At 41.3% G+C, this 21865-nt stretch carries 20 protein-coding genes; all 20 read left to right on the forward strand.

Annotated elements, in window-relative coordinates; genetic code table 11:
* The first annotated feature begins 276 nt into the window (after positions 1 to 276).
* Complete coding sequence (locus tag HMPREF3002_RS06795) at positions 277 to 720, forward strand: hypothetical protein (protein WP_023918201.1); 444 nt, start codon at positions 277 to 279, stop codon at positions 718 to 720.
* Between the two features lie 147 nt (positions 721 to 867).
* Positions 868 to 1320: a hypothetical protein gene (locus HMPREF3002_RS06800; RefSeq protein WP_003007432.1), complete on the forward strand. Its 453-nt coding sequence runs from the start codon at positions 868 to 870 to the stop codon at positions 1318 to 1320.
* 108 nt (positions 1321 to 1428) lie between these two features.
* A complete protein-coding gene (locus HMPREF3002_RS06805; protein ID WP_023918199.1) occupies positions 1429 to 1878 on the forward strand; it encodes a hypothetical protein in 450 nt (149 codons plus the stop codon).
* A 177-nt stretch (positions 1879 to 2055) separates the two neighbouring features.
* A complete protein-coding gene (locus HMPREF3002_RS06810) occupies positions 2056 to 3792 on the forward strand; it encodes an ABC transporter ATP-binding protein (protein WP_070666543.1) in 1737 nt (578 codons plus the stop codon).
* A gap of 13 nt (positions 3793 to 3805) precedes the next feature.
* Positions 3806 to 5584, forward strand: coding sequence for an ABC transporter ATP-binding protein (locus HMPREF3002_RS06815; RefSeq protein ID WP_070665731.1), 1779 nt, complete (start codon positions 3806 to 3808; stop codon positions 5582 to 5584).
* A gap of 190 nt (positions 5585 to 5774) precedes the next feature.
* Positions 5775 to 7802 (forward strand): glycosyl hydrolase family 28-related protein, encoded by a 2028-nt coding sequence (locus HMPREF3002_RS06820; protein WP_070665734.1) that lies wholly within the window; start codon positions 5775 to 5777, stop codon positions 7800 to 7802.
* Between the two features lie 112 nt (positions 7803 to 7914).
* Positions 7915 to 8424: a GNAT family N-acetyltransferase gene (locus HMPREF3002_RS06825; protein WP_070665737.1), complete on the forward strand. Its 510-nt coding sequence runs from the start codon at positions 7915 to 7917 to the stop codon at positions 8422 to 8424.
* A 129-nt stretch (positions 8425 to 8553) separates the two neighbouring features.
* Complete coding sequence (gene cls, locus HMPREF3002_RS06830) at positions 8554 to 10128, forward strand: cardiolipin synthase (RefSeq protein ID WP_070665739.1); 1575 nt, start codon at positions 8554 to 8556, stop codon at positions 10126 to 10128.
* A gap of 15 nt (positions 10129 to 10143) precedes the next feature.
* Positions 10144 to 10803, forward strand: a complete 660-nt coding sequence (locus HMPREF3002_RS06835; RefSeq protein ID WP_070665741.1) for a DNA alkylation repair protein — start codon at positions 10144 to 10146, stop codon at positions 10801 to 10803.
* A gap of 285 nt (positions 10804 to 11088) precedes the next feature.
* Positions 11089 to 12090, forward strand: a complete 1002-nt coding sequence (locus tag HMPREF3002_RS06840; RefSeq protein WP_049523003.1) for a DUF3137 domain-containing protein — start codon at positions 11089 to 11091, stop codon at positions 12088 to 12090.
* Complete coding sequence (locus HMPREF3002_RS06845) at positions 12087 to 12638, forward strand: LemA family protein (protein ID WP_045759475.1); 552 nt, start codon at positions 12087 to 12089, stop codon at positions 12636 to 12638. Before HMPREF3002_RS06840 ends, HMPREF3002_RS06845 begins: the two co-directional genes overlap by 4 nt.
* A 144-nt stretch (positions 12639 to 12782) precedes the next feature.
* Positions 12783 to 13859, forward strand: a complete 1077-nt coding sequence (locus HMPREF3002_RS06850; RefSeq protein ID WP_070665744.1) for an aspartate-semialdehyde dehydrogenase — start codon at positions 12783 to 12785, stop codon at positions 13857 to 13859.
* Positions 13860 to 13999: 140 nt separating this feature from the next.
* Positions 14000 to 14935 carry a 4-hydroxy-tetrahydrodipicolinate synthase gene (gene dapA, locus HMPREF3002_RS06855; RefSeq protein ID WP_021153238.1) on the forward strand — a complete coding sequence of 312 codons (936 nt, stop codon included), beginning with the start codon at positions 14000 to 14002 and terminating at the stop codon, positions 14933 to 14935.
* Between the two features lie 21 nt (positions 14936 to 14956).
* Positions 14957 to 15571 (forward strand): hypothetical protein, encoded by a 615-nt coding sequence (locus tag HMPREF3002_RS06860; RefSeq protein WP_070665747.1) that lies wholly within the window; start codon positions 14957 to 14959, stop codon positions 15569 to 15571.
* A gap of 143 nt (positions 15572 to 15714) precedes the next feature.
* Positions 15715 to 16053 (forward strand): ATP cone domain-containing protein, encoded by a 339-nt coding sequence (locus HMPREF3002_RS06865; RefSeq protein WP_049514815.1) that lies wholly within the window; start codon positions 15715 to 15717, stop codon positions 16051 to 16053.
* A gap of 112 nt (positions 16054 to 16165) precedes the next feature.
* Positions 16166 to 17017 (forward strand): ribosome biogenesis GTPase YlqF, encoded by an 852-nt coding sequence (gene ylqF / locus HMPREF3002_RS06870; protein ID WP_070665750.1) that lies wholly within the window; start codon positions 16166 to 16168, stop codon positions 17015 to 17017.
* Entirely contained in the window at positions 17004 to 17771 is a 768-nt protein-coding gene (locus tag HMPREF3002_RS06875) for a ribonuclease HII (protein ID WP_070665753.1), read from the forward strand. Before ylqF ends, HMPREF3002_RS06875 begins: the two co-directional genes overlap by 14 nt.
* A gap of 3 nt (positions 17772 to 17774) precedes the next feature.
* Positions 17775 to 18692, forward strand: a complete 918-nt coding sequence (locus HMPREF3002_RS06880) for an ROK family protein (RefSeq protein ID WP_070665757.1) — start codon at positions 17775 to 17777, stop codon at positions 18690 to 18692.
* 72 nt (positions 18693 to 18764) lie between these two features.
* Positions 18765 to 19613: a DNA-processing protein DprA gene (gene dprA / locus HMPREF3002_RS06885; RefSeq protein ID WP_070665760.1), complete on the forward strand. Its 849-nt coding sequence runs from the start codon at positions 18765 to 18767 to the stop codon at positions 19611 to 19613.
* Between the two features lie 86 nt (positions 19614 to 19699).
* A complete protein-coding gene (gene topA / locus HMPREF3002_RS06890; protein ID WP_049522998.1) occupies positions 19700 to 21781 on the forward strand; it encodes a type I DNA topoisomerase in 2082 nt (693 codons plus the stop codon).
* Positions 21782 to 21865 lie beyond the last annotated feature (84 nt).

The following is a 21865-nucleotide window of genomic DNA, read 5'->3' on the forward strand; positions in this document are numbered from 1 at the left end:
ACAACTAAAGCAACGACGCTTCAGTTACTCTTAAATAATAGAGTTTCCAATCAAAATGAAAACCGAGGTTTAGGCCTCGGTTTTTTTGTCGTTGAAAAAAATGATGATAGAATGTGAATAGAGGACTTTTATAAAGCTAACATGTGTAGCTCTCTTTATTTTCTCTAAACCTACTAAATAGTGCAGTTTTAATGATGTTACATTTGCTATATTCCCTTGAGATGTTGCTAATTTGTTGCTATAATGGCTATAAATCATATCATAAAGGAGAAGATGATGAAAAATTTTAAACGTCTTTTGTTAGCTGTTGTAGCTGTCTTTGCAGCCGTCCTTTTGGTAGCTTGTGGCGCTAAAAGCGATAATGGGACTTACGTGTTTGAGCCTACTAAGGATGAGATCAAAGATATTATGCCAAGTGAATTTCAATCTTTGATAGGTGATAATTACTCATTCACTATTTCGATTACAATCAATGATAAGAAAGGTGAGATGAAAGTAGACACCAATGCAGGTGGTCAAAATGTAAATCAAGTGATTGATTTGGAAGTAGACCAAAAAGCTAAAACTCTTGTCTCAGAAAATGAGTATGGGAAAGCGGAAATTACTTATCAAGTTTCAGGAAATGTGTTAACGATTAAGGATGTGAAGAATTCTTTGATGGGTGACACAGACATGTTTAATAACTACATGAAAATTGCTAAGTTCAAAAAAGTTAAATAAGCAATCATGGCGGGATTTAAATTCCGCCTTATTCTATTTCTTTGTTGATACAAGAAATATTACAAGAATATGACATTTATAAACTTTCATTGCCGTGTACCTGAATTGTTGATATAATAGTGTTAATCTAACTAAAAAGGAGAAGTTATGAAAAACTTTAAACGTATTCTTTTGGCTGTAGTAGCTGTTTTTGCAGCAGTCCTCTTGGTGGCATGTGGTGCCAAAAGTGATAACGGGACTTATGTCTACAAACCATCAAAAACTGAAGTGAAGGAAATCCTTGAAGAACAAGGTGCTCCAAGTTCAAGTGTAGATGCATTGATCGACAATGTTAAATTGGAAGTTTCAGTGACCATTAAAGATAAAACAGGTAGCCTTAAAATTAAAGGTGAAATGATGGGACAAAAGACTGACCAATCATTTGATATGAAAGTTGACCAACAAAAGAAAACTCTTCAATCTAAAACAGGTGAAGGTGAGAAGGTTAAATACAAAGTTTCAGGCGATGTGTTCACTTTTGATTTATCTGGTGAGAAGAGTTCAGGTCATGAAGCTGCTTTGGAAATGTTCAAAAACGCTAAATTCAAACGTACAAAATAATACAAGAGAAGGGCAGAGAGTATCTGCTCTTTTTCTTCTTTAAAACATCTTGAATCGGTATTAAAATAGTGGTAAAATCTGATTATAAAATACATTAGGAGATTGATTATGAAAAATATTAAACGTATTCTTTTAGCTTTCGTTGCAGTTTTTGCAGCAGTCCTCTTGGTGGCATGTGGTGCAAAAAGTGATAATGGGACTTATGTCTACAAACCATCAAAAACTGAACTCAAGAAAATTCTTGAGGAGCAAGGCTTATCAGGTAGTCAATTAGAGTCTATTGGAAACGTTATTAATTTTGAAGTTTCTATTAAGATCAAAGATTCTAAAGGAACCCTCAGCATCGCGGGTGAAGTCGCTGGTCAAAAGAATGAGCGATCTTATGATGTCAAAATCAATCAAAAAGAGAAAACAATCTCGTCAAATGATGGTAAAGGAGAAAAGATTACATACAAGGTCGATGGTGATTATTTGACATTTGATCTTTCTAAGTTAAGTAATAGCAACCAAGGGGATCTTATGATTCTTAAAAACGCTAAATTCAAACGCACGAAATAATGCATATGAAGAGTGGGGAAACCTGCTCTTTTGCTTTACTTTTATGACTAGTTTGGTATAATGAATGAGACTACAGATGGGACTGGGGCAGGAATGATTTTCTTTGAAAATGATTTCGTCTCGCTCCCTCTTTTCTGTGTGATCAAGGTTATTATTTATGGAAAAGGAGAATCATCTATGCTTTATATTTGGTCTTACTTGAAAAAGTATCCCAAGTGGCTAGCCCTGAATCTATTTTCAGCGGTCCTGTTTGTTATTGTCAATTTGGGCTTGCCAACGATTCTAGCTCGCATGATTGATGAAGGAATTAACCCGCGTGATGTGGATCGGCTGTATTTCTGGGGCTGGGTCATGTTTGCGATCATTTTGCTCGGGATTGTGGGACGGATTATCTTGTCTTACGCGGTTGGCCAGCTAACGACCACCATGGTTCGCGATATGCGTAATGACCTCTATGCTAAGTTACAGGAGTACTCGCATCACGAGTATGAGCAAATCGGGGTATCGTCATTGGTCACTCGCTTGACTTCTGATGCCTTTGTTTTGATGCAGTTTGCGGATTCTATGTTGAAGATGGGGGTCATCACACCCTTGATGATGGTTTCTAGTGTTCTCTTGATTCTGACGACCAGTCCTTCTTTAGCGTGGATTGTAGCGGTATCTGTACCATTTCTTGCTGTCGTCGTCTGGTATGTAGCAGTTAAGACACGTCCACTTTCCGAGAAGCAACAAAAGACCCTCGACCATCTCAACCAGTTTGCCCGTGAAAATTTGACAGGACTTCGTGTGATTCGTGCCTTTGCCCGTGAAGAATTCCAGGAAGAGAAATTTGCGGCTGAAAATGAAGTCTACGCAGAGAACTCGAATAAATTGTTCAAACTAACTGGTTTGACAGAACCCCTATTTGTGCAGATCATCATTGCTATGATTGTGGCGATTGTCTGGTTTGCTTTGGATCCTCTTCATGACGGTAGTTTGAAAATTGGGGACTTGGTTGCCTTTATTGAGTATAGCTTCCACGCGCTTTTATCTTTCCTCTTTTTAGCCAATCTCTTTACCATGTATCCTCGGACTGCGGTTTCTAGTCGTCGGCTCAAGGAAATCATGGACATGCCCATTTCGATCGATCCAAATGAGAATGGTGTAACAGAAACAGCATCTCGTGGCTATTTGGAATTTGACAATGTTACCTTTGCTTATCCAGGTGAGACAGAGAGTCCAGTTCTTCACAACATTTCCTTTCAGGCCAAACCTGGCGAAACGATTGCCTTTATCGGTTCGACCGGTTCTGGGAAATCTTCACTTGTGCAGTTGATTCCTCGATTCTATGATGTAACGCTTGGGAAGATTTTGGTCGATGGTGTGGATGTCCGTGACTACAATCTGAAAGCCCTTCGCCAAAAGATTGGTTTTATTCCACAAAAGGCCTTGCTCTTTACAGGAACCATTGCTGAGAACCTTCGTTATGGGAAAGAAGATGCTTCTGTACAAGAGCTAGAACAAGCGGCTGATATTTCCCAAGCCAAGGAATTTATCGACAGTCGTGAGGAGCGCTTTGATACGCATTTAGCAGAAGGTGGTAGCAATCTTTCAGGTGGTCAAAAACAACGCTTGTCCATCGCACGTGCTGTTGTCAAAGATCCAGATGTCTTTATTTTTGATGATTCCTTCTCTGCCTTGGACTACAAGACGGATGCCACTTTGCGGAAGCGTCTCAAAGAAGTTACAGGAGATGCGACCGTCTTGATCGTAGCGCAACGTGTGGGAACCATTATGGATGCGGATCAAATTATTGTCTTGGACCAAGGGGAAATCGTTGGTCGAGGAACCCACGATGAATTGATGGAAAGCAATGAGATCTATCGTGAAATTGCCAATTCGCAGCTCGATAGTCCATCATTAACAGAGGAATAGAAAGGAGAAGCAGATGAAACAAGAACAAAACAGTTTTAGTAGACTATGGACTTATTTGAGAGCCTATCGCTTGGAAGTTTGCTTGTCCATTTTCTTAAAAATCCTAAGTGTCATCATGAGTGTTGTCGAACCCTTTGTTTTGGGGCTTGCGATTACTGAGTTGACAAAAAATCTTATGGATATGGCAAAAGGCCTTGCAGGGGCTGGTCTTAATACCTCCTATATCGCGATCATTATGACGCTCTATCTATTCCGTGGGGTCCTCTATGAGTTGGGGTCTTATTATTCCAACTACTTCATGACCAATGCTGTTCAAAAGACCGTTCAGGACATGCGAAATGATTTGTCTCATAAAATCAATCACATTCCTGTTTCTTATTTTGACCGGCATCAGTTCGGAGATTTACTAGGACGTTTTACTAGCGATGTCGAAACCGTCTCGAATGCCTTGCAACAGTCCTTCTTACAAATCGTTAATGCTATCTTTACCTTGCTCTTTGTCATCAGCATGGTCTTATACTTAAACATCCAGCTGGGGCTAGTGGTCATCTTGTCCATTCCGATCACTTATTTCAGTGCTCGATTTATCATGAAAAAATCTCAGCCTTACTTTAAAGAGCAGGCAGATGTTTTGGGGGCAATGAACGGCTTTGTGCAAGAAAATTTAACAGGCTTTAATGTCCTTAAGCTCTACGTCCGGGAAAAATCTTCTCAGGAAGAGTTTCATGATATTACCCATCACCTTCAAAAGGTAGGATTCAAGGCTAATTTCATTTCCGGCTTAATGATGCCGATTTTAAATGGGATTTCAGATTTGACTTATCTCATTATCGCTTTGTTTGGTGGCTTGCAAGTGATAGCAGGTCGTTTGACTGTCGGGAACATGCAGGCCTTCGTTCAATATGTTTGGCAAATCAACCAACCGATTCAAAACTTGACCCAATTGGCAGGACAGCTACAAAGTGCTAAGTCGTCTCTAGATCGGATTTTCCAAGTCATGGATGAACCAGATGAAGTAGCAGATGTGACAGAACCCCTTTCTGGAGATTTGACAGGTCAGGTCAGCTTTAAACACGTTGATTTCCAATATGTAGCGGACAAACCCTTGATTCGTGATTTCAACCTAGAAGTTAAACCAGGTGAAATGGTGGCCATTGTCGGACCAACTGGAGCAGGGAAAACAACTCTGATTAATCTGCTGATGCGCTTTTACGATGTGACTGCAGGATCGATTACGGTGGATGGTCATGATATTCGTCATCTATCTCGCCAAGATTACCGCAAGCAATTTGGAATGGTATTGCAGGATGCTTGGTTATATGAAGAAACCATCAAAGAAAACCTTCGCTTTGGTAATCTCGAGGCAACGGATGAAGAAATTGTGGAAGCTGCAAAGGCAGCCAATGTCGATCACTTTATCCGGACGCTTCCTGGTGGTTACAATATGGAAATGAACCAGGAGTCTAGCAATATTTCTCTAGGGCAAAAGCAACTTCTAACTATTGCGCGTGCGCTCCTAGCGGATCCTAAAATCTTGATTTTGGATGAAGCGACGTCTTCTGTCGATACGCGTTTAGAACTCTTGATTCAAAAAGCCATGAAGAATTTGATGAAAGGGCGGACTAGCTTTGTCATTGCTCACCGCCTGTCTACCATTCAAGAAGCAGATAAAATCCTTGTCCTCAAAGATGGCCAAATCATCGAGCAAGGAAATCACCAATCCTTGTTGGCAGATAAAGGATTCTACTATGAGCTCTACAATAGCCAATTTTCAAATAAAAAAGCGGAATAAGCTCGTGTCATCAAATGAGGTTTGAGAAAGCATTCTCAGCCTCTTTTTTCTTACTCACTTTTATTACTACATAAAAAGGTTAACATTTCTGCAACAAATTGATACAGAATATTCACACAATTCACCTTGTTTGTCATGATAATTTTTATTAGGATAGAATCGTTGTAAAAAATAAAAGGAGAAATGAGTGATGAATCATTTAAACAAAGATATCATTTTTGGCATTCGTAAGTCTAAGCTTGGAGTCTTTTCTGTCGTGATTGCGATCATGGGGGCTTGTTTTTTAACTGGACAATCTGTGGCAGCTGATCAAGCTGGAGAGCAGGCCCAAGTCCAAACACAAGGGCAAGAAGCGACAACCTCTGATCCCGCAAGCTCTCAAGTAGATACCAGCCAATATGGAGCATCTATGCCTTACATCCGTTATGAGGCAGACAAAGGGAACCTCCTTGGAAAGGCAGAGGTAGAGCAGTCTCAAGATAGTCACTCAACAGCTATTGAAGCTTCTGATCAGACTTATGTCGCTTTAAAAGAAAAAGGAGATGGTGTTTCCTTTAAGGTCAATGAACCAGCCAATGCCTTAACTGTACGCTATACAGTACCAGATGGTGCCAGTGGACAACTTGATGTACAGGTGAATGGTCACAGTGTAAAACAATTGGATCTTTCGTCCTCGTCTAACTGGCAGTACTTGAATGACAAAGGTGTTTATGATAGTGCCCAGGCAGATACACGCGCTCGGTTCCAATTTGATGAAGTGCATAGCCTCCTTCCAGGACTTCAGCTTCAAAAAGGAGATGTGGTTTCACTGGTGAAAAACAAGTCAGATGACGTCCATTATGGTCTTGACTTTGTGGAATTTGAGCAAGCTCCAGACCCGATTGATCAAGGGGATAATGCTATCAATATTGTTTCTAAAGGAGCTACGCCAAACGACGATACTGATGACAGCCAGGCCCTCTATGATGCGATTTATGAGGCCAAACAAACCGGAAAGAATGTCTATATCCCAGCTGGGCGATTTAATCTCAATCGAAAAGTCGGTATCGATGCTTCTGATATGAAGATTTCAGGGGCTGGTATCTGGCATACCCAACTGCATTTTACTAGTGACCAAGCTGGTGGCGGTGGATTTGACTTCCTTCACCAAGACAACCATGTTGAATTTAGCGATGTCTATCTGTCCTCCAACCTTCGTTCACGCTATGGTGAAAATGCTCAGTACAAGGCCATTTCTGGAACGCCAGGGAAGAACTCTCATATTCACGATATTTGGGCCGAACATTTTGAAGTCGGCATGTGGATTGGCGATTATGCTGGAAAAAATGATATGAAGTACACTGATGGTCTAGTAGTAGGAAATGTCCGTTTGCGCAATAACCTGGCTGACGGAGTCAACTTTGCCCAAGGGACTAAGAATTCGATTGTCCGCAATTCTAGTATTCGTGGAAATGGAGATGACGGACTAGCCAGCTGGTCAAGTATTGCAGATGGAACAGAATCAGCAGTAGCAGAAAATAATAAATTCTTGCACAATACGATTGAACTTGGTTGGCGTGCTGGTGGTGTTGGGATCTTTGGTGGAAAAGGCCATGAGATTGCCTACAATCGGATTAAAGACAATATCGGTGATGCCGGAATTCGCTTGACGACTGTCTTTAAGGGCCATAACTTTGATCTGAATGAAGAAGGAATTCGGGTTCACCACAATCTCTTGGAGCGTACAGGGACGAAGAGCGATATCTACAACAAGCATCGTGGATCGATTGATGTTGAAACGCGCTATGGAGATATTAAAAATGTCACCATTGAGGACAATGTATTTGTAGCGCCATTTGATACAGGTATGACCGATCACCTCAATCCAAATGGAGGTATCCTAAATCATGTCGAAGTCAGAAACAATCAAACCATGAGTCAACTCTCTCATTCAGCTCAAGCAGGACTATCTGCTCCTGCTTCAAAACCAGTTGTACAAGCCTTGAAGGTGAAAGAAAAACCCCTTCAAACAGGCGCAGTGAAAGCTTCCCTTCAACCATCGAAAGTTCAACCGTCTAAAAAACAAACCGGTCTGAATCTTAAACAAGCAAAGACAGTCACTAAAACAGTCAAACCGAACTATGTCTTAAAGGCAACAAATTCCAAGCAAAAGAGCTTTTTGAAAGCTCCGAGCGCTTTATTCCTTTACCGGATGATGGGGTTAACTCAAACGGTTTAAGAAGGATGGAAATCCTGGATACATTTCCAGGATTTTTTGCTTGCTGCTAGACTTTCATTGACAGTGAGAAGGCATATCGGTATACTAGGTATAATCTAATGAGGAGGCCACCATGATGATTCGACCCGTTCAGCTTAGCGATGCAGCAGCTATCCGAGCGATTTACCAACCTTATGTGACAGAGACAGCCATTACCTTTGAGGTTGATGTGCCGACTGTCCAGGAGTTTGAAAGCCGCATCACAAAAACGTTGACTCAATTCCCTTATTTGGTCGCAGAAGTGGATGGGAAAGTTGTGGGGTATGCCTATGCCTCGACCTATTATGCACGAGCTGCCTATGATTGGACCACTGAATTGTCTATTTATGTCGCAAAAGAAGCGCGTGGACAAGGGATTGGATCGGCCCTCTATACTGCCTTAGAAGAAGAATTGCAAGCACGAGGCTACTTACGCTTTCTGGCTTGTATCGCAGTTCCGAACGAAGCGAGCATTTCCATGCATGAAAAGCGAGGGTATGTCCAAGTGGCTCATTTCCCAAAGATTGGCTATAAGTTTAACAAATGGCATGATATCATCTGGATGCAAAAGACCATAGATGGTCCTGTTAGGAAAATACAGTAGAAATCACGACATTTGTAAACCACAATGGCTAATTATCACAGCCTTTTTCATAGGCTAAAACGATACTAATAAAATTACTGAAAGAGACCGGAAAGTTGTAATGGTCTCTCCTACATAAAAGGAGCCTATATGCCTCAAGAACAAAGTGCTAGGCTGTTACCTCAAAAACCCTCCAGATGGGCCAAAATTCTACTTAACCGAAAGGTTCCCATTTTCCTGTTCTTCTTACTGGAATTGGCCTTTCTTGTCTTTTCATATCTCAGCCTACAAGAGCATTTCCAATCCATTATCTTATGGGAACACTTGTTGAGTGTCTTTACCTTCTTTTACTTGCTCAATCGTTCCATGGATTCTCGTTCCAAACTGTCCTGGATAATTATCATTGCCCTCTTTCCAATTTTTGGGACGGCTCTGCTCTATTTTTCGTTAGCTGATTTGGGTGTAAGACGCTTGAAGAAACGGCTTGAGGATGCTACAGTGCAGGCATCCGACCATTTAAGCACCGATCCAGAAGTTGCTGATTATTTATCCCAAAGTGATCGCCAATTACAGAAATTAGCTTATTTTTTGGAGCATAGTCCTGCCCAGTTTCCTATCTACAGCAACACAGAGGTTACCTATTTTCCACTTGGAGATGACATGCTTCCAGCCTTGTTGGAGGATTTGAAAAAGGCGGAACGTTATATCTTCATGGAATATTTCATTATTGACGAAGGGATCATGTGGGGCGAGATTTTAGCCATTTTGGAGGAGAAGGCCAAGGCAGGTCTGGATGTTCGTGTCATGTTTGATGGGATGAATGAGATGACTACCTTGTCCTACGATTATATCGAGCGATTGCACAAGGTTGGCATTAAAGCTCAGGCCTTCTCACCAGTCAAGCCTATTCTATCAACCTATTACAATTACCGAGACCATCGAAAGATTACAGTGATTGATGGTCAAGTTGCTTACACTGGTGGCGTTAATATCGCTGATGAGTATGTCAATAAACTAGAACGCTTTGGTCATTGGAAGGATACGGCCCTTCGATTAGATGGTTCAGCAGTTCAAACGCTAAAAGCTCTCTTTTTGACCATGTGGACAGTGACCGGAATAGAAGACAAAGCGGATATGGAGCGCTATCTACAAGAAAAACCTCAACAAAGAAAGAGCCAGGGCTTGGTTCTTCCTTATGGCAATTCACCGTTGACCTACCACAAGGTTGCAGAAAATGTTTATTTACATCTTCTGAATACATCTACTAATTATGTCTATATCATGACGCCGTATCTGATCTTGGATGATGAATTGGTTCGAGCCATGACATTTGCGGCCAGACGAGGTGTGGATGTTCGTATCATTATGCCAGGGATTCCAGATAAACAGTATGCCTTTGATATTGCGACGACCTATTTTAAAGCCCTCTTGGATGCTGGCGTCCGTATTTTCCGTTATACCCCAGGCTTTGTCCATGCTAAGGTTTATGTTTCTGATAGCCAACAAGCGGTGGTAGGAACCATTAATACAGACTACCGAAGTCTCTATCAAAATTTTGAAGATGGGGTTTATCTCTACAAAAATCTGGAAGTGCTTAAGATTGAAGAAGATTTTGAGAAAACCCAGGCTCTCTCAGAGGAAGTTACTCTGGATAGCTTGTCTAAAATGCCTATAACTCATCGTCTGGGTGGCTATCTCTTTTCTTTGATTGGACCTTTGATGTAAAAAAGGAGGCATCATATGGATACAAAAATTCTTTTGAAATTGTTAGAAGACCAAGTTGATCCAGCGAAAGTCCCAGCAATGGAAGCTTATATGAAAAATAAATTCAGCTTTCTTGGCGTTCAAAAACCAATTCTCAAAAAGATTGAAAGAGATTTTTTTAAGCTTTTCATAAAGAATCCAATTGATTGGGCTTTTGTGGAAGAGTGTTGGCAGCAACCCTACCGTGAGTTCCAATATATTGCTATGGATTATCTGGATAAAAAGAAGAAGGAGCTTATACCTGAAGATTTTCCAAAGCTAAAGGAATTGGCTCAAACCAAATCATGGTGGGACAGTATAGATCAATTGGACCTTATCATCGGAGAGATTACTTTTCACTATCCAGAAACCAAGCAGGTTATGCTGGATTGGAGTAAGGATCAGGACTTTTGGTTGAGGCGGATTGCCATTGATCACCAGCTTATGAGGAAAGAAAAAACTGATACGGATTTGTTAGAAAAAGTGATCCTCAATAATCTAGGTCAAAGCGAGTTCTTTATAAATAAGGCAATCGGCTGGAGTTTACGCAGTTATTCCAAGGTTAATCCGGATTGGGTAGGGGCCTTTATCGACCGCTATCGAGATCAATTGTCACCTTTAAGCATTCGGGAAGGAAGCAAGTACCTACCTTCTTGACAGTTTGTGGATGTTCATGGTAAACTAGTTTCATGCGATGAGTCGATTGGCTCTTAGGAGCCTTTTGCGCTGAGGAGGTCTACATTCAATTGTAACGCAGGAGCGGACCTTGAACAGTTGTGTGAACCGGCTGTTCTCACCGAAAGGTGCCTCAAATCCTGGTCTTCGGATCAGGATTTTTTTGTGTCTTCAAAGAACTGAAAACTATTATAATACAGTTGCTACAAAGTTATGCTGGTGTTATAATATAGTAAAGTGCCTTGTGTCAGAAAGGAGTGGAGTTGATTGGGAGATTTCTATCATTCTAATGATTCAGCATCTACAGACTATTCGCAGAAAATTGAGGATCTTGAAAACTCCAAACAATTTCAGGATGCAATCGGATTGATCCGAGAACAGATGAAGAACAATCTTCAGTGGAATGTTTTGCGATCTTTTGGTATTATTTGCGCCATACTGTCTCTCATTTTATTGCGTTTTGCAGCTATTCCTTTGATCCTTTTAGTTGTTGGTTTGTATTATTGGCCACAATATAAAAAAAGAAAAGCCTTGTTTGGGGATCGAATTCGTTCGAACGATGAAATCTATCTTGATGATATCTTGTCGCCTGTATTAAAGGAAGTTTTTCCTAAGGCTTCGATCAAAGAGGACGGTTCCATCCCTTCTGAAGCTCTCTCGCATTTATGTCCTCGGTCGACTGATTTTCTGTGTTTCAAAGAGCTATCATTTCATGATGACAAAGAGCTGACGGTGTCAAATCTCTATGCCCATCATACAGAGACTCGTTACCGGACATCTAATGGTCATACGAGGACGGAACATGTGGAAGTTACAGATTTCCTTGGACAAGTGTTCTCTTTATGTCTACCGATCAATTTCTCGGGTCATCTTCGGGTGGTTCCGACCAAGAAATCATTTCTTTTTAAGAGGGAGGTGAATGGGGTTTATCCTGGAGCCAGAGGAGATGAAGTTCAGATTGAAACCGAGGATATTCGCAATAACGAAAATTACAATATCTACTGCACGGATGAACTGTCTGCCCGTAAATTTCTCACCCCTAAGATGTTGGAATGGTTTGATCGACAAATTTCTCAAAATGCCATGTGTGTATTTTTGAAAGACAAGAAACTATTTATTTCTTTGTATACCGATCGCTATATCTTTCCGACACCCCAAAAACCAGAAGATATTGATCAACTATCTTTGGTGTCTGAATATCATAAATTATGTAGAGAACTAGCTTTAATTAAAGAAATAACAGCAATTTTTGAAGGAGAAGCATCATGAATCTCATTATCGGCTTAATCATATTTGTTGCCCTATTGGCTATTTGGTTTATTAGTGTAGGAAATCGTCTCAATCGCTATCTAGTGACCATTGAAGAATCAAAGAGAACGGTCGATATCGTTCTCGTAAAACGCTATGATACCATTTCGGAAATGCTAAAAGTAGCCAAAGCCTATGCAAAGCACGAGCAACAGATTTTCACTGATTTAGTTTCTTTACGCCAAGGAGCGACTATTCAAGAATCCAATCAAGTCATTACCAATCAAAATGATGTCTTGGCACAAATTCGTGCAGTCGGTGAAAACTATCCAGAGCTCTTGTCTTCTAACCAATTCTTGGCCCTACAAAAGGAAATTGCTGACGAAAATGAAGATCTTGCTGCAGCGAAGCGAATTGTTAACAGTAATGTCAGCCACATCAATCAAGAAATTGTTTCCTTTCCAGCGTCTATCGTAGCAGGTGTAAAGGGGATCCATCAAGTTCCATTTCTTGCTGAAGAAACACAAGGTAAGAAAGATTTAAGTGATTTGAACTATGACCTGAATTAAAGAGCTTTTATGATAAATAACCATTAAAAATCCTGGTCTTAGAATCAGGATTTTTTACTACTGTTGGTACTTTTCATTTATGCCAAAAAATTGTATAATAGTACAAATACTCAATTTTTAGAAAATTTTGAAAGAGGATTTACTATGGGATACACAGTTGCTGTTGTCGGTGCTACAGGTGCCGTTGGTGCTCAAATGATCAAAATGTTGGAAGAATCTACTCTTCCAATCGATAAGATTCGCTACCTTGCGTCTGCACGTTCTGCAGGAAAAGTCTTGCAATTTAAAGGGCAAGACGTGACCATTGAGGAAACGACTGAAGATGCTTTTGAAGGCGTTGATATTGCTCTTTTCTCAGCTGGTGGTTCAACATCTGCCAAATATGCACCTTATGCGGTAAAAGCAGGCGCAGTAGTGGTTGATAACACTTCTTATTTCCGTCAAAATCCGGATGTTCCACTGGTTGTTCCTGAAGTGAATGCACATGCGCTTGATGCTCATAACGGAATTATCTCTTGTCCAAACTGTTCAACCATTCAAATGATGGTAGCGCTTGAACCAGTCCGTCAAAAATGGGGCTTGGACCGGATCATCGTGTCTACTTACCAAGCTGTTTCAGGGGCTGGTATGGGAGCTATTCTTGAAACCCAACGTGAGTTGAAGGAAGTCTTGAACGATGGGATCAACCCACGCGATGTCAAAGCAGAAATCTTGCCATGTGGTGGTGATAAAAAACACTACCCAATCGCCTTCAACGCCCTTCCTCAAATTGACGTCTTCACTGATAATGACTACACTTATGAAGAAATGAAGATGACAAACGAAACCAAGAAAATCATGGAAGACGAAAGTATCGCTGTTTCAGCAACCTGCGTGCGTATTCCTGTCTTGTCAGCTCACTCAGAGTCAGTTTATATTGAAACAAAAGAAGTAGCACCAATTGACGAAGTGAAAGCGGCGATTGCGGCCTTTCCTGGTGCAGTCTTGGAGGATGATGTCGCTCACCAAATCTATCCACAAGCTGTCAATGCTGTAGGTTCACGCGATACCTTTGTTGGTCGTATCCGTAAAGATTTAGATGCTGAAAAAGGAATCCACATGTGGGTGGTTTCAGATAACCTTCTTAAAGGTGCAGCATGGAACTCAGTTCAAATTGCTGAAACACTTCATGAACGTGGACTCGTACGCCCGACAGCTGAATTGAAATTCGAATTGAAATAGGGAGTAAAACAGAAATCAGTAACTCGAAGAGTTTGATTTCTCCTTCGCTATCTAGCGAATTTACTTATTTTACAAACAGAACAGGAGGCAAAGGCAAGTATGCCCCAGCCTCTTTCTTATATATAGAGAAAGGTTTTCCTATGTCTTATCAAGATTTAAAAGATTGTAAAATCATCACTGCATTTATCACCCCCTTTCATGAAGATGGGAGCATTAATTTTGACGCTCTTCCTGACTTGATTGAGCACCTCTTGGCACATCATACAGACGGGATTCTCTTAGCTGGAACGACTGCAGAAAGTCCAACTCTGACCCACGATGAGGAATTGCAACTCTTTGCGGCCGTTCAAAAGATTGTCAATGGCCGAGTTCCTTTGATCGCTGGTGTCGGAACCAATGAAACCCGCGACTCAATTGAGTTCGTGAAAGAAGTGGATGCTTTTGGTGGCTTTGCGGCAGGATTGGCTATCGTCCCTTACTACAACAAACCATCTCAAGAAGGCATGTATCAACACTTTAAAGCGATTGCGGATGCATCCAATCTTCCGATCATTATCTACAATATTCCTGGACGCGTGGTTGTGGAAATGACGCCTGAAACCATGCTTCGTTTGGCGGAACACCCAAATATTATTGGGGTCAAAGAGTGTACAACCCTTGCTAATATGGCCTATTTGATTGAACACAAGCCAGAAGAATTTCTCGTCTATACAGGGGAAGATGGAGATGCTTTCCATGCGATGAATCTTGGTGCAGATGGAGTGATCTCAGTGGCTTCTCATACAAATGGAGATGAAATGCATGAGATGTTCCAAGCTATTGAACACAACGATATTAAAAAGGCTGCGGCTATCCAACGTCAGTTTATCCCTAAAGTCAATGCTCTCTTCTCATATCCGAGTCCAGCTCCTGTCAAAGCTGTCTTAAACTATATGGGCTTTGAAGCAGGACCAACTCGTTTGCCATTGGTGCCAGCACCAGCAGAAGAAGCGAAGCGCATCATCAAGGTTGTAGTAGATGGGGATTACCATGCAACCAAAGAGATCATTACGGGAGTTCTTCGTCCGGATTATTAATAAAATTGTCATGAGGAATGTATGTCAGAGTTAGAAAAAACGGATTCAGAAAAATCAGAACTAGAAAAATTTAAAGAACGTCATAGCCTTGATAAGTTAGATGGTGTGATAATCTATGATAAACCGACCATTAAAACAGGCGAAAAAGCTGGATGCATCGGTGCACTCTTACTTTTAATTGGATTTGGTACAGGAATTATTTTGTTGCTCCTTCATTTCATATTTGACTTCGATTCCAAGCTCCTCAACCTTCTTTGGGAATCGATAGCAGCTTTAGGATTCATTTTTAGTTTAGCAGGGGCTTTTCAAATTGGTCCCCTTACAATACACCGCTACTCAAGAGAAGCTGATAAGGATAAACATTTTGAAATTGATAGAGCCTATAATCTCTATAATGTTCTCTATAAACCGACTAAAACTATCCTTCTCCAATATGATAGTGACGAAGATCAGCTGATTGCTGTCAATGCTGGTGGTGAACTATTAGTGGAACTCATTAGAAAAGTAGAGATGGAGAAGTTACCTCTGAAGAAGATTTTGAAGACCTTCCGTTTGGATCATGTCTCTGACAATCTTTGGAGATTGACCTACAGCTATAAAAAAGAAGATGTGGTCATGGAAAAAAGTGATCGTTAGATTTTTTCATCCAATCATCTACTCTAAGTCCTGAAAAGAGCTTTGATTCTTGGCAAAAAAATTATATAATAAAGTAGTAGGTCTTCATTTCTTTCTAAGGGAAATGGAGTATTCATGAAAATTTAAACATAAAGGAGACTCCGATGGAAGTCATTAAACGTAGTGGAGAAGTGGTTGAATTCAACCCAGATAAAATTTACCAAGCTATTTTGAAAGCTGCGCAAGTTGTCTATGTTTTGACAGATGATTTGCGACAAAACCTAGCTCAAGTGACCAAGAAAGTTGCTATGGATTTGGATGAAGCACAAGTAGAACGCGCAACCATCAGCATGATCCAATCAATGGTTGAGCACCGTTTACTTGGTGCTGGTTATATTACCATTGCAGAACACTACATTTCTTATCGCTTGCAACGTGATTTGGAACGGAGTGGCTATGGTGATCATATCGCCGTGCATTTGCATTTTGAGCAAATTCGCTAGAATACTAATAGAAGTTACTTCGGTAGCTTCTTTTTAGTGTTTTTATTAATCACTGAGAATTCAAGAAAACATGGTATAATAGAGGGGATTGAACTGGAAAGGAAGTGAGATTATGGCAACTATTCAATGGTTTCCTGGACATATGTCCAAAGCTAGAAGACAAGTACAAGAAAATTTAAAATTCGTGGATTTTGTGACGGTTCTGGTAGATGCTCGATTGCCCCTATCGAGCCAAAATCCCATGTTAACAAAAATTGTTGGCGAAAAGCCTAAATTGATGATTCTGAACAAGGTAGACCTAGCAGATCCTGTGGCAACAAAAGAGTGGCAGGACTATTTTGAATCGCAAGGCATCAAAACCTTGGCGATCAACTCCAAAGAGCAGTCGACGGTTAAGAAGGTCACAGATGCTGCTAAGAGCTTGATGGCCGATAAAATTGCTCGTCAAAAGGAACGTGGGATTCAGATTGAAACCCTTCGAACCATGATTATTGGGATTCCAAATGCTGGAAAGTCCACTCTTATGAACCGCTTAGCAGGGAAAAAGATTGCTGTTGTTGGCAATAAACCAGGGGTGACCAAGGGGCAACAATGGTTAAAAACCAATAAGGATCTCGAAATCTTGGACACTCCTGGGATTCTTTGGCCCAAATTTGAAGATGAAGAAGTGGCCTTAAAGCTGGCCTTAACAGGAGCTATCAAGGATCAGTTGCTTCCAATGGATGAAGTGACCATCTTTGGCCTTAACTATTTTAAAGAGCACTATCCAGCAGTTTTACAAGAGCGTTTTAAACAAATGGACCTGGAGCATGAAGCTCCTGAAATTATTATGGAGATGACTCAGAAATTGGGATTTCGCGAGGATTACGACCGTTTTTACCAACTCTTTGTTAAAGATGTGCGCGATGGGAAATTAGGACGGTATACGCTGGATCGCGTAGGGGAAATTGATGGCAACCATTAAGGAAATTAAAGAACAATTAGCAGACATTCAGCAGTTAGACGATCCTTTATTGGCTGAATTGGAACAGGATAGCCGATCTGGTGTTATCCAAGCAATCGCAAAGCGAAAAAGAGAAATCCAAAAATGTTTAGATGAAGATGAGCGCTTGGAAGGAATGCTGGCCTATGAAAAGGAATGCTATGCACGTGGAATTGAGCTCATTGCAGGAGTGGATGAAGTGGGACGTGGCCCATTAGCGGGACCAGTTGTTGCAGCTGCTGTGATCTTACCCAAAGGCTCTAAGATTCCAGGGCTCAACGATAGTAAAAAGATTCCGAAATCCAAACACAAGGAAATCTATGAGGCTGTGCTCCAAGAAGCTATTGCGATCGGCATCGGCGTCAAGGACAACCAAGTGATTGATCAGGTCAATATCTATGAAGCTACGAAACTAGCCATGATGGAGGCCATTGGTCAGCTAGATCCTCAACCCCAGCATCTTTTGATTGATGCCATGAAGTTGGATCTTTCTATTCCCCAAACTAGTATCATCAAAGGAGATGCTAATTCCTTATCCATTGCTGCTGCCTCTATTGTAGCTAAGGTGACTCGGGATCAAATGATGGAAGAGTTTGATCGAGAATATCCGGGGTATGATTTTGCGCAGAACGCTGGCTACGGAACAGCTAAGCATCTGGCTGGGCTCCAAAAGTTGGGAGTAACTCCGATCCATCGACGTTCATTTGAACCCGTCAAATCAATGTGTGAGGATTAGGCTATGCTATTTACCATCGATATCGGAGGGACCTTTATAAAGTACGGTCTGATGGACGCAGACTATCAATTGATCCGTACAGACAAGATCCCAACACCATCTACGATTGAGGAGTTTTGGCAAGGATTAGAAGAAATCGTTGCTCCTGTACGGGAAGAAATCGAGGGAATCGCCATTTCATGCCCTGGTGAGATCCAAAAGAGCCTTGGCTTTGTCTTTCGAGGTGGTCTCATCCCATATTTACGCGGAATTCCTCTAGCTAGTAGATTGCAACAAACATTTCAAGTGCCAGTCACTGTTCTTAATGATGGAGAAGCCGCTGGTCTAGCGGAAGCAAGGCTTGGTAATCTAAAAGATTGTCCATGTGGTGCGACCTTGGTCTTGGGGACAGGAGTAGGTCTCGCTCTTCTTTCTAATGGTGACCTATTGAGAGGATGGCAACTGACAGAATACATTCGGTCTATTGATAAGGCAGAAAGAACACCAGAAAATCGCCGCTTTCATCGCGAACTCTTTTTGCAAGGCATTTCCAATCTTTTGGAAAACACCGGTTCAGCTGTTCAATTTGTTGAGAAGGCTAGTCACATCTTGAACCAAGAAAAGACAGACGGTATAGCTGTTTTCAAAGCTCTTGATCAAGGAGGCCATGAGGAGCTAACATCCTTGTTTCAGGAGTATTGCCATGATATTGCTATTCTGATTTTTAATCTTCAATCTTTGCTCTTGCTTGAAAAAGTGACGATTGGAGGGGGCATTAGTAGTCAACCACTACTGATCGATGAGATCAGTCGACAATACCATGACCTACTCTCTCAAAAAGGGCATAAACAATTTGAAGCTTTGCCCATTCAAGCGGCTCGCTTCCACAATGAAAGTAACTTGATTGGTGCTGCATCTTACTTTTATTCTTCGACACATTAAAAAAAGTTCTAGAAATAGAGCTTTTTCCTTTTCTTTTTCGAATAAATAAGTGAGAGGAAGTAGAAGGTGACCATGGAGAAATTTGAAATCTTTAAATTAAAAGAAGCCGGTTTATCAAATGAGCAAGTCTTGAGAGTCTTGGACTACTGTAGGAAAGAGCAAGTCTTACCAAGCTTAGAAGAGATAGCAAGGATCGCTCGCTGTCGCAGTATCCTTCATTTTGTAGACAAATACCGACAACTAGATGAAGACCATTTACACGAGGAGTTTGAACGGTTCCCATCTCTATCCATTTTTGATCCTGAATACCCTGAGGAATTGCTACAGATCTACAATCCTCCTGTACTCCTTTTTTACCAGGGAGATTTGCAACTGTTAACCAGACCGAAGATTGCAGTTGTTGGAGCTCGGGAGACCACGCGAGAAGGGGTTCGTTCTGTAGAGAAGATTATTAAGGAACTTGGTAATGAATTGGTCATTGTTAGTGGACTTGCTAAGGGAATTGATGCGACAGCTCATTATGCCAGTATCCGCAATGGTGGCAAGACCATCGGGGTGATTGGAACGGGACTGGATGTCTTTTATCCTAAGAACAATCAGAGATTACAGACCCATATGGGAGAACACCATCTGATCTTGAGCGAGTATGGTCCAGGACAGGCTCCTCTTAAGTTTCATTTTCCTGAGAGAAATCGCATCATTGCAGGTCTCTGTCAGGCTGTGATTGTGGCAGAGGCGCGACTCCGTTCAGGCAGTTTGATTACTTGTGAGCGTGCTATGGAAGAAGGACGAGACGTTTTTGCTATTCCAGGAAATATTTTAGATGGTAAATCTGCAGGCTGCCATCACCTGATTCAAGAAGGCGCAAAGCTTGTCACCTCAGGCCAGGACATTCTTGATGAATTGAAATACGAATTGTGATTTTCCTATAGGAGAAGTTCCTAGTTGACATCTTTCTTAAAATGTATTAAACTCAATGAGATTTATACAATACAGAGGGATAAAACGTGGTAACAAAAAAGAAAAGCAGTACAACCAAGAAAAATTTGGTGATTGTGGAGTCTCCTGCGAAGGCGAAAACAATCGAGAAATACCTTGGTCGTAACTACAAAGTCATGGCCAGTGTTGGCCATATTCGGGACCTGAAAAAATCAACCATGTCGATTGATTTCGACAATAACTATGAACCGGAGTATATCAATATTCGCGGAAAAGGTCCCTTGATCAATGATTTGAAAAAAGAAGCTAAAAAAGCCAAACAAGTCTTTCTCGCAAGTGACCCGGACCGAGAAGGAGAAGCTATTTCTTGGCATTTGGCTCATATTTTGAACTTGGATGCCAAAGAAAAGAACCGCGTGGTTTTTAATGAAATCACCAAGGATGCCGTAAAAAATGCCTTTAAAGAACCGCGTCAAATCGATATGGATTTGGTTGATGCCCAACAAGCACGTCGGGTCTTGGACCGGATTGTAGGGTATTCAATTTCGCCTATTCTTTGGAAAAAGGTCAAAAAAGGACTTTCTGCAGGGCGCGTGCAATCTGTTGCCCTCAAATTAATCATTGATCGTGAAAACGAAATTAATGATTTCAAGCCGGAAGAATACTGGACCATTGATGGTGTCTTCAAAAAAGGGACCAAACAATTCCAAGCTAGCTTCTATGGGATTGATGGCAAGAAGATGAAGCTCAACACCAATGAAGAGGTGAAAGCTGTTCTTGAACGCTTAGATGGCAAAGATTTTACCGTTGAAAAAGTTGAAAAGAAAGAACGTCGTCGCAATGCGCCACTTCCATACACCACCTCTTCTATGCAGATGGATGCTGCCAATAAGATCAACTTCCGTACACGTAAGACCATGATGGTCGCCCAGCAATTGTACGAAGGAATCAATATTGGTTCTGGTGTTCAAGGTTTGATTACCTATATGCGTACCGACTCCACACGGATTAGTCCGGTTGCGCAAAATGAGGCAGCTAACTTTATCGTGGATCGCTTCGGTGAGAAATATTCTAAGCATGGAAGCCGTGTGAAAAACGCCTCTGGTGCCCAAGATGCCCACGAAGCGATTCGTCCATCCAGCGTCTTCAATACTCCTGAAAGCATTGCTAAATACTTGGACAAAGACCAATTGAAACTCTACACCTTGATTTGGAACCGCTTTGTGGCTAGTCAAATGACAGCAGCTGTCTTTGATACCATGAATGTCCGTTTAGGTCAAAATGGGGTTCAGTATACGGCAAATGGGAGCCAGGTGAAGTTTGATGGTTATTTGGCGATTTATAATGATTCAGATAAGAACAAGATGTTGCCGGACATGGTAGAAGGTGATATCGTCAAGCAAGTCAATAGCAAGCCGGAGCAACACTTTACCCAACCACCGGCCCGTTATTCTGAAGCAACCTTGATTAAGACCTTGGAAGAGAACGGTGTTGGTCGTCCTTCAACCTATGCTCCGACGATTGAGACCATTCAAAAACGTTATTATGTGAAGCTGGTAGCTAAACGTTTTGAACCAACGGAATTAGGGGAGATCGTTAATAAACTGATTGTTGAGTTTTTCCCAGATATTGTCAATGTGACCTTCACAGCGGAGATGGAAGGGAAACTCGATGATGTCGAACTCGGAAAAGAAGAGTGGCAAAAAGTCATTGATGCCTTCTACAAACCATTCTCCAAAGAAGTCGCAAAAGCTGAAGAAGAGATGGAAAAAATCCAAATCAAAGATGAACCGGCTGGTTTTGATTGTGAAGTCTGTGGCAGCCCGATGGTGATTAAATTAGGACGTTTTGGTAAGTTCTATGCTTGTAGTAATTTCCCAGATTGTCGCCATACCCAAGCGATTGTCAAAGAAATCGGTGTGGAGTGTCCTGACTGTCATCAGGGACAAATCATCGAACGTAAAACCAAACGAAATCGTATTTTCTATGGCTGTAATCGCTACCCAGACTGTGAATTCACTTCTTGGGACAAGCCAATCGGCCGGGATTGTCCAAAATGTGGTCATTACTTAGTTGAGAAGAAAGTCCGTGGCGGTGGCAAACAAGTCGTATGTAGCAATGGTGACTACGAAGAAGAAAAAGTGAAATAAGTTATTAAATGTCTGTTATAACAGCAATTTTTATAAATGTCTGTTATAATAGACATTCGTTGGACAGGAAGGAAAAGCCTCCCT

It is taken from the genome of Streptococcus sp. HMSC065E03 (assembly GCF_001815045.1).
In the GTDB taxonomy this organism is placed as follows: Bacteria; Bacillota; Bacilli; order Lactobacillales; family Streptococcaceae; genus Streptococcus; species Streptococcus parasanguinis_AD.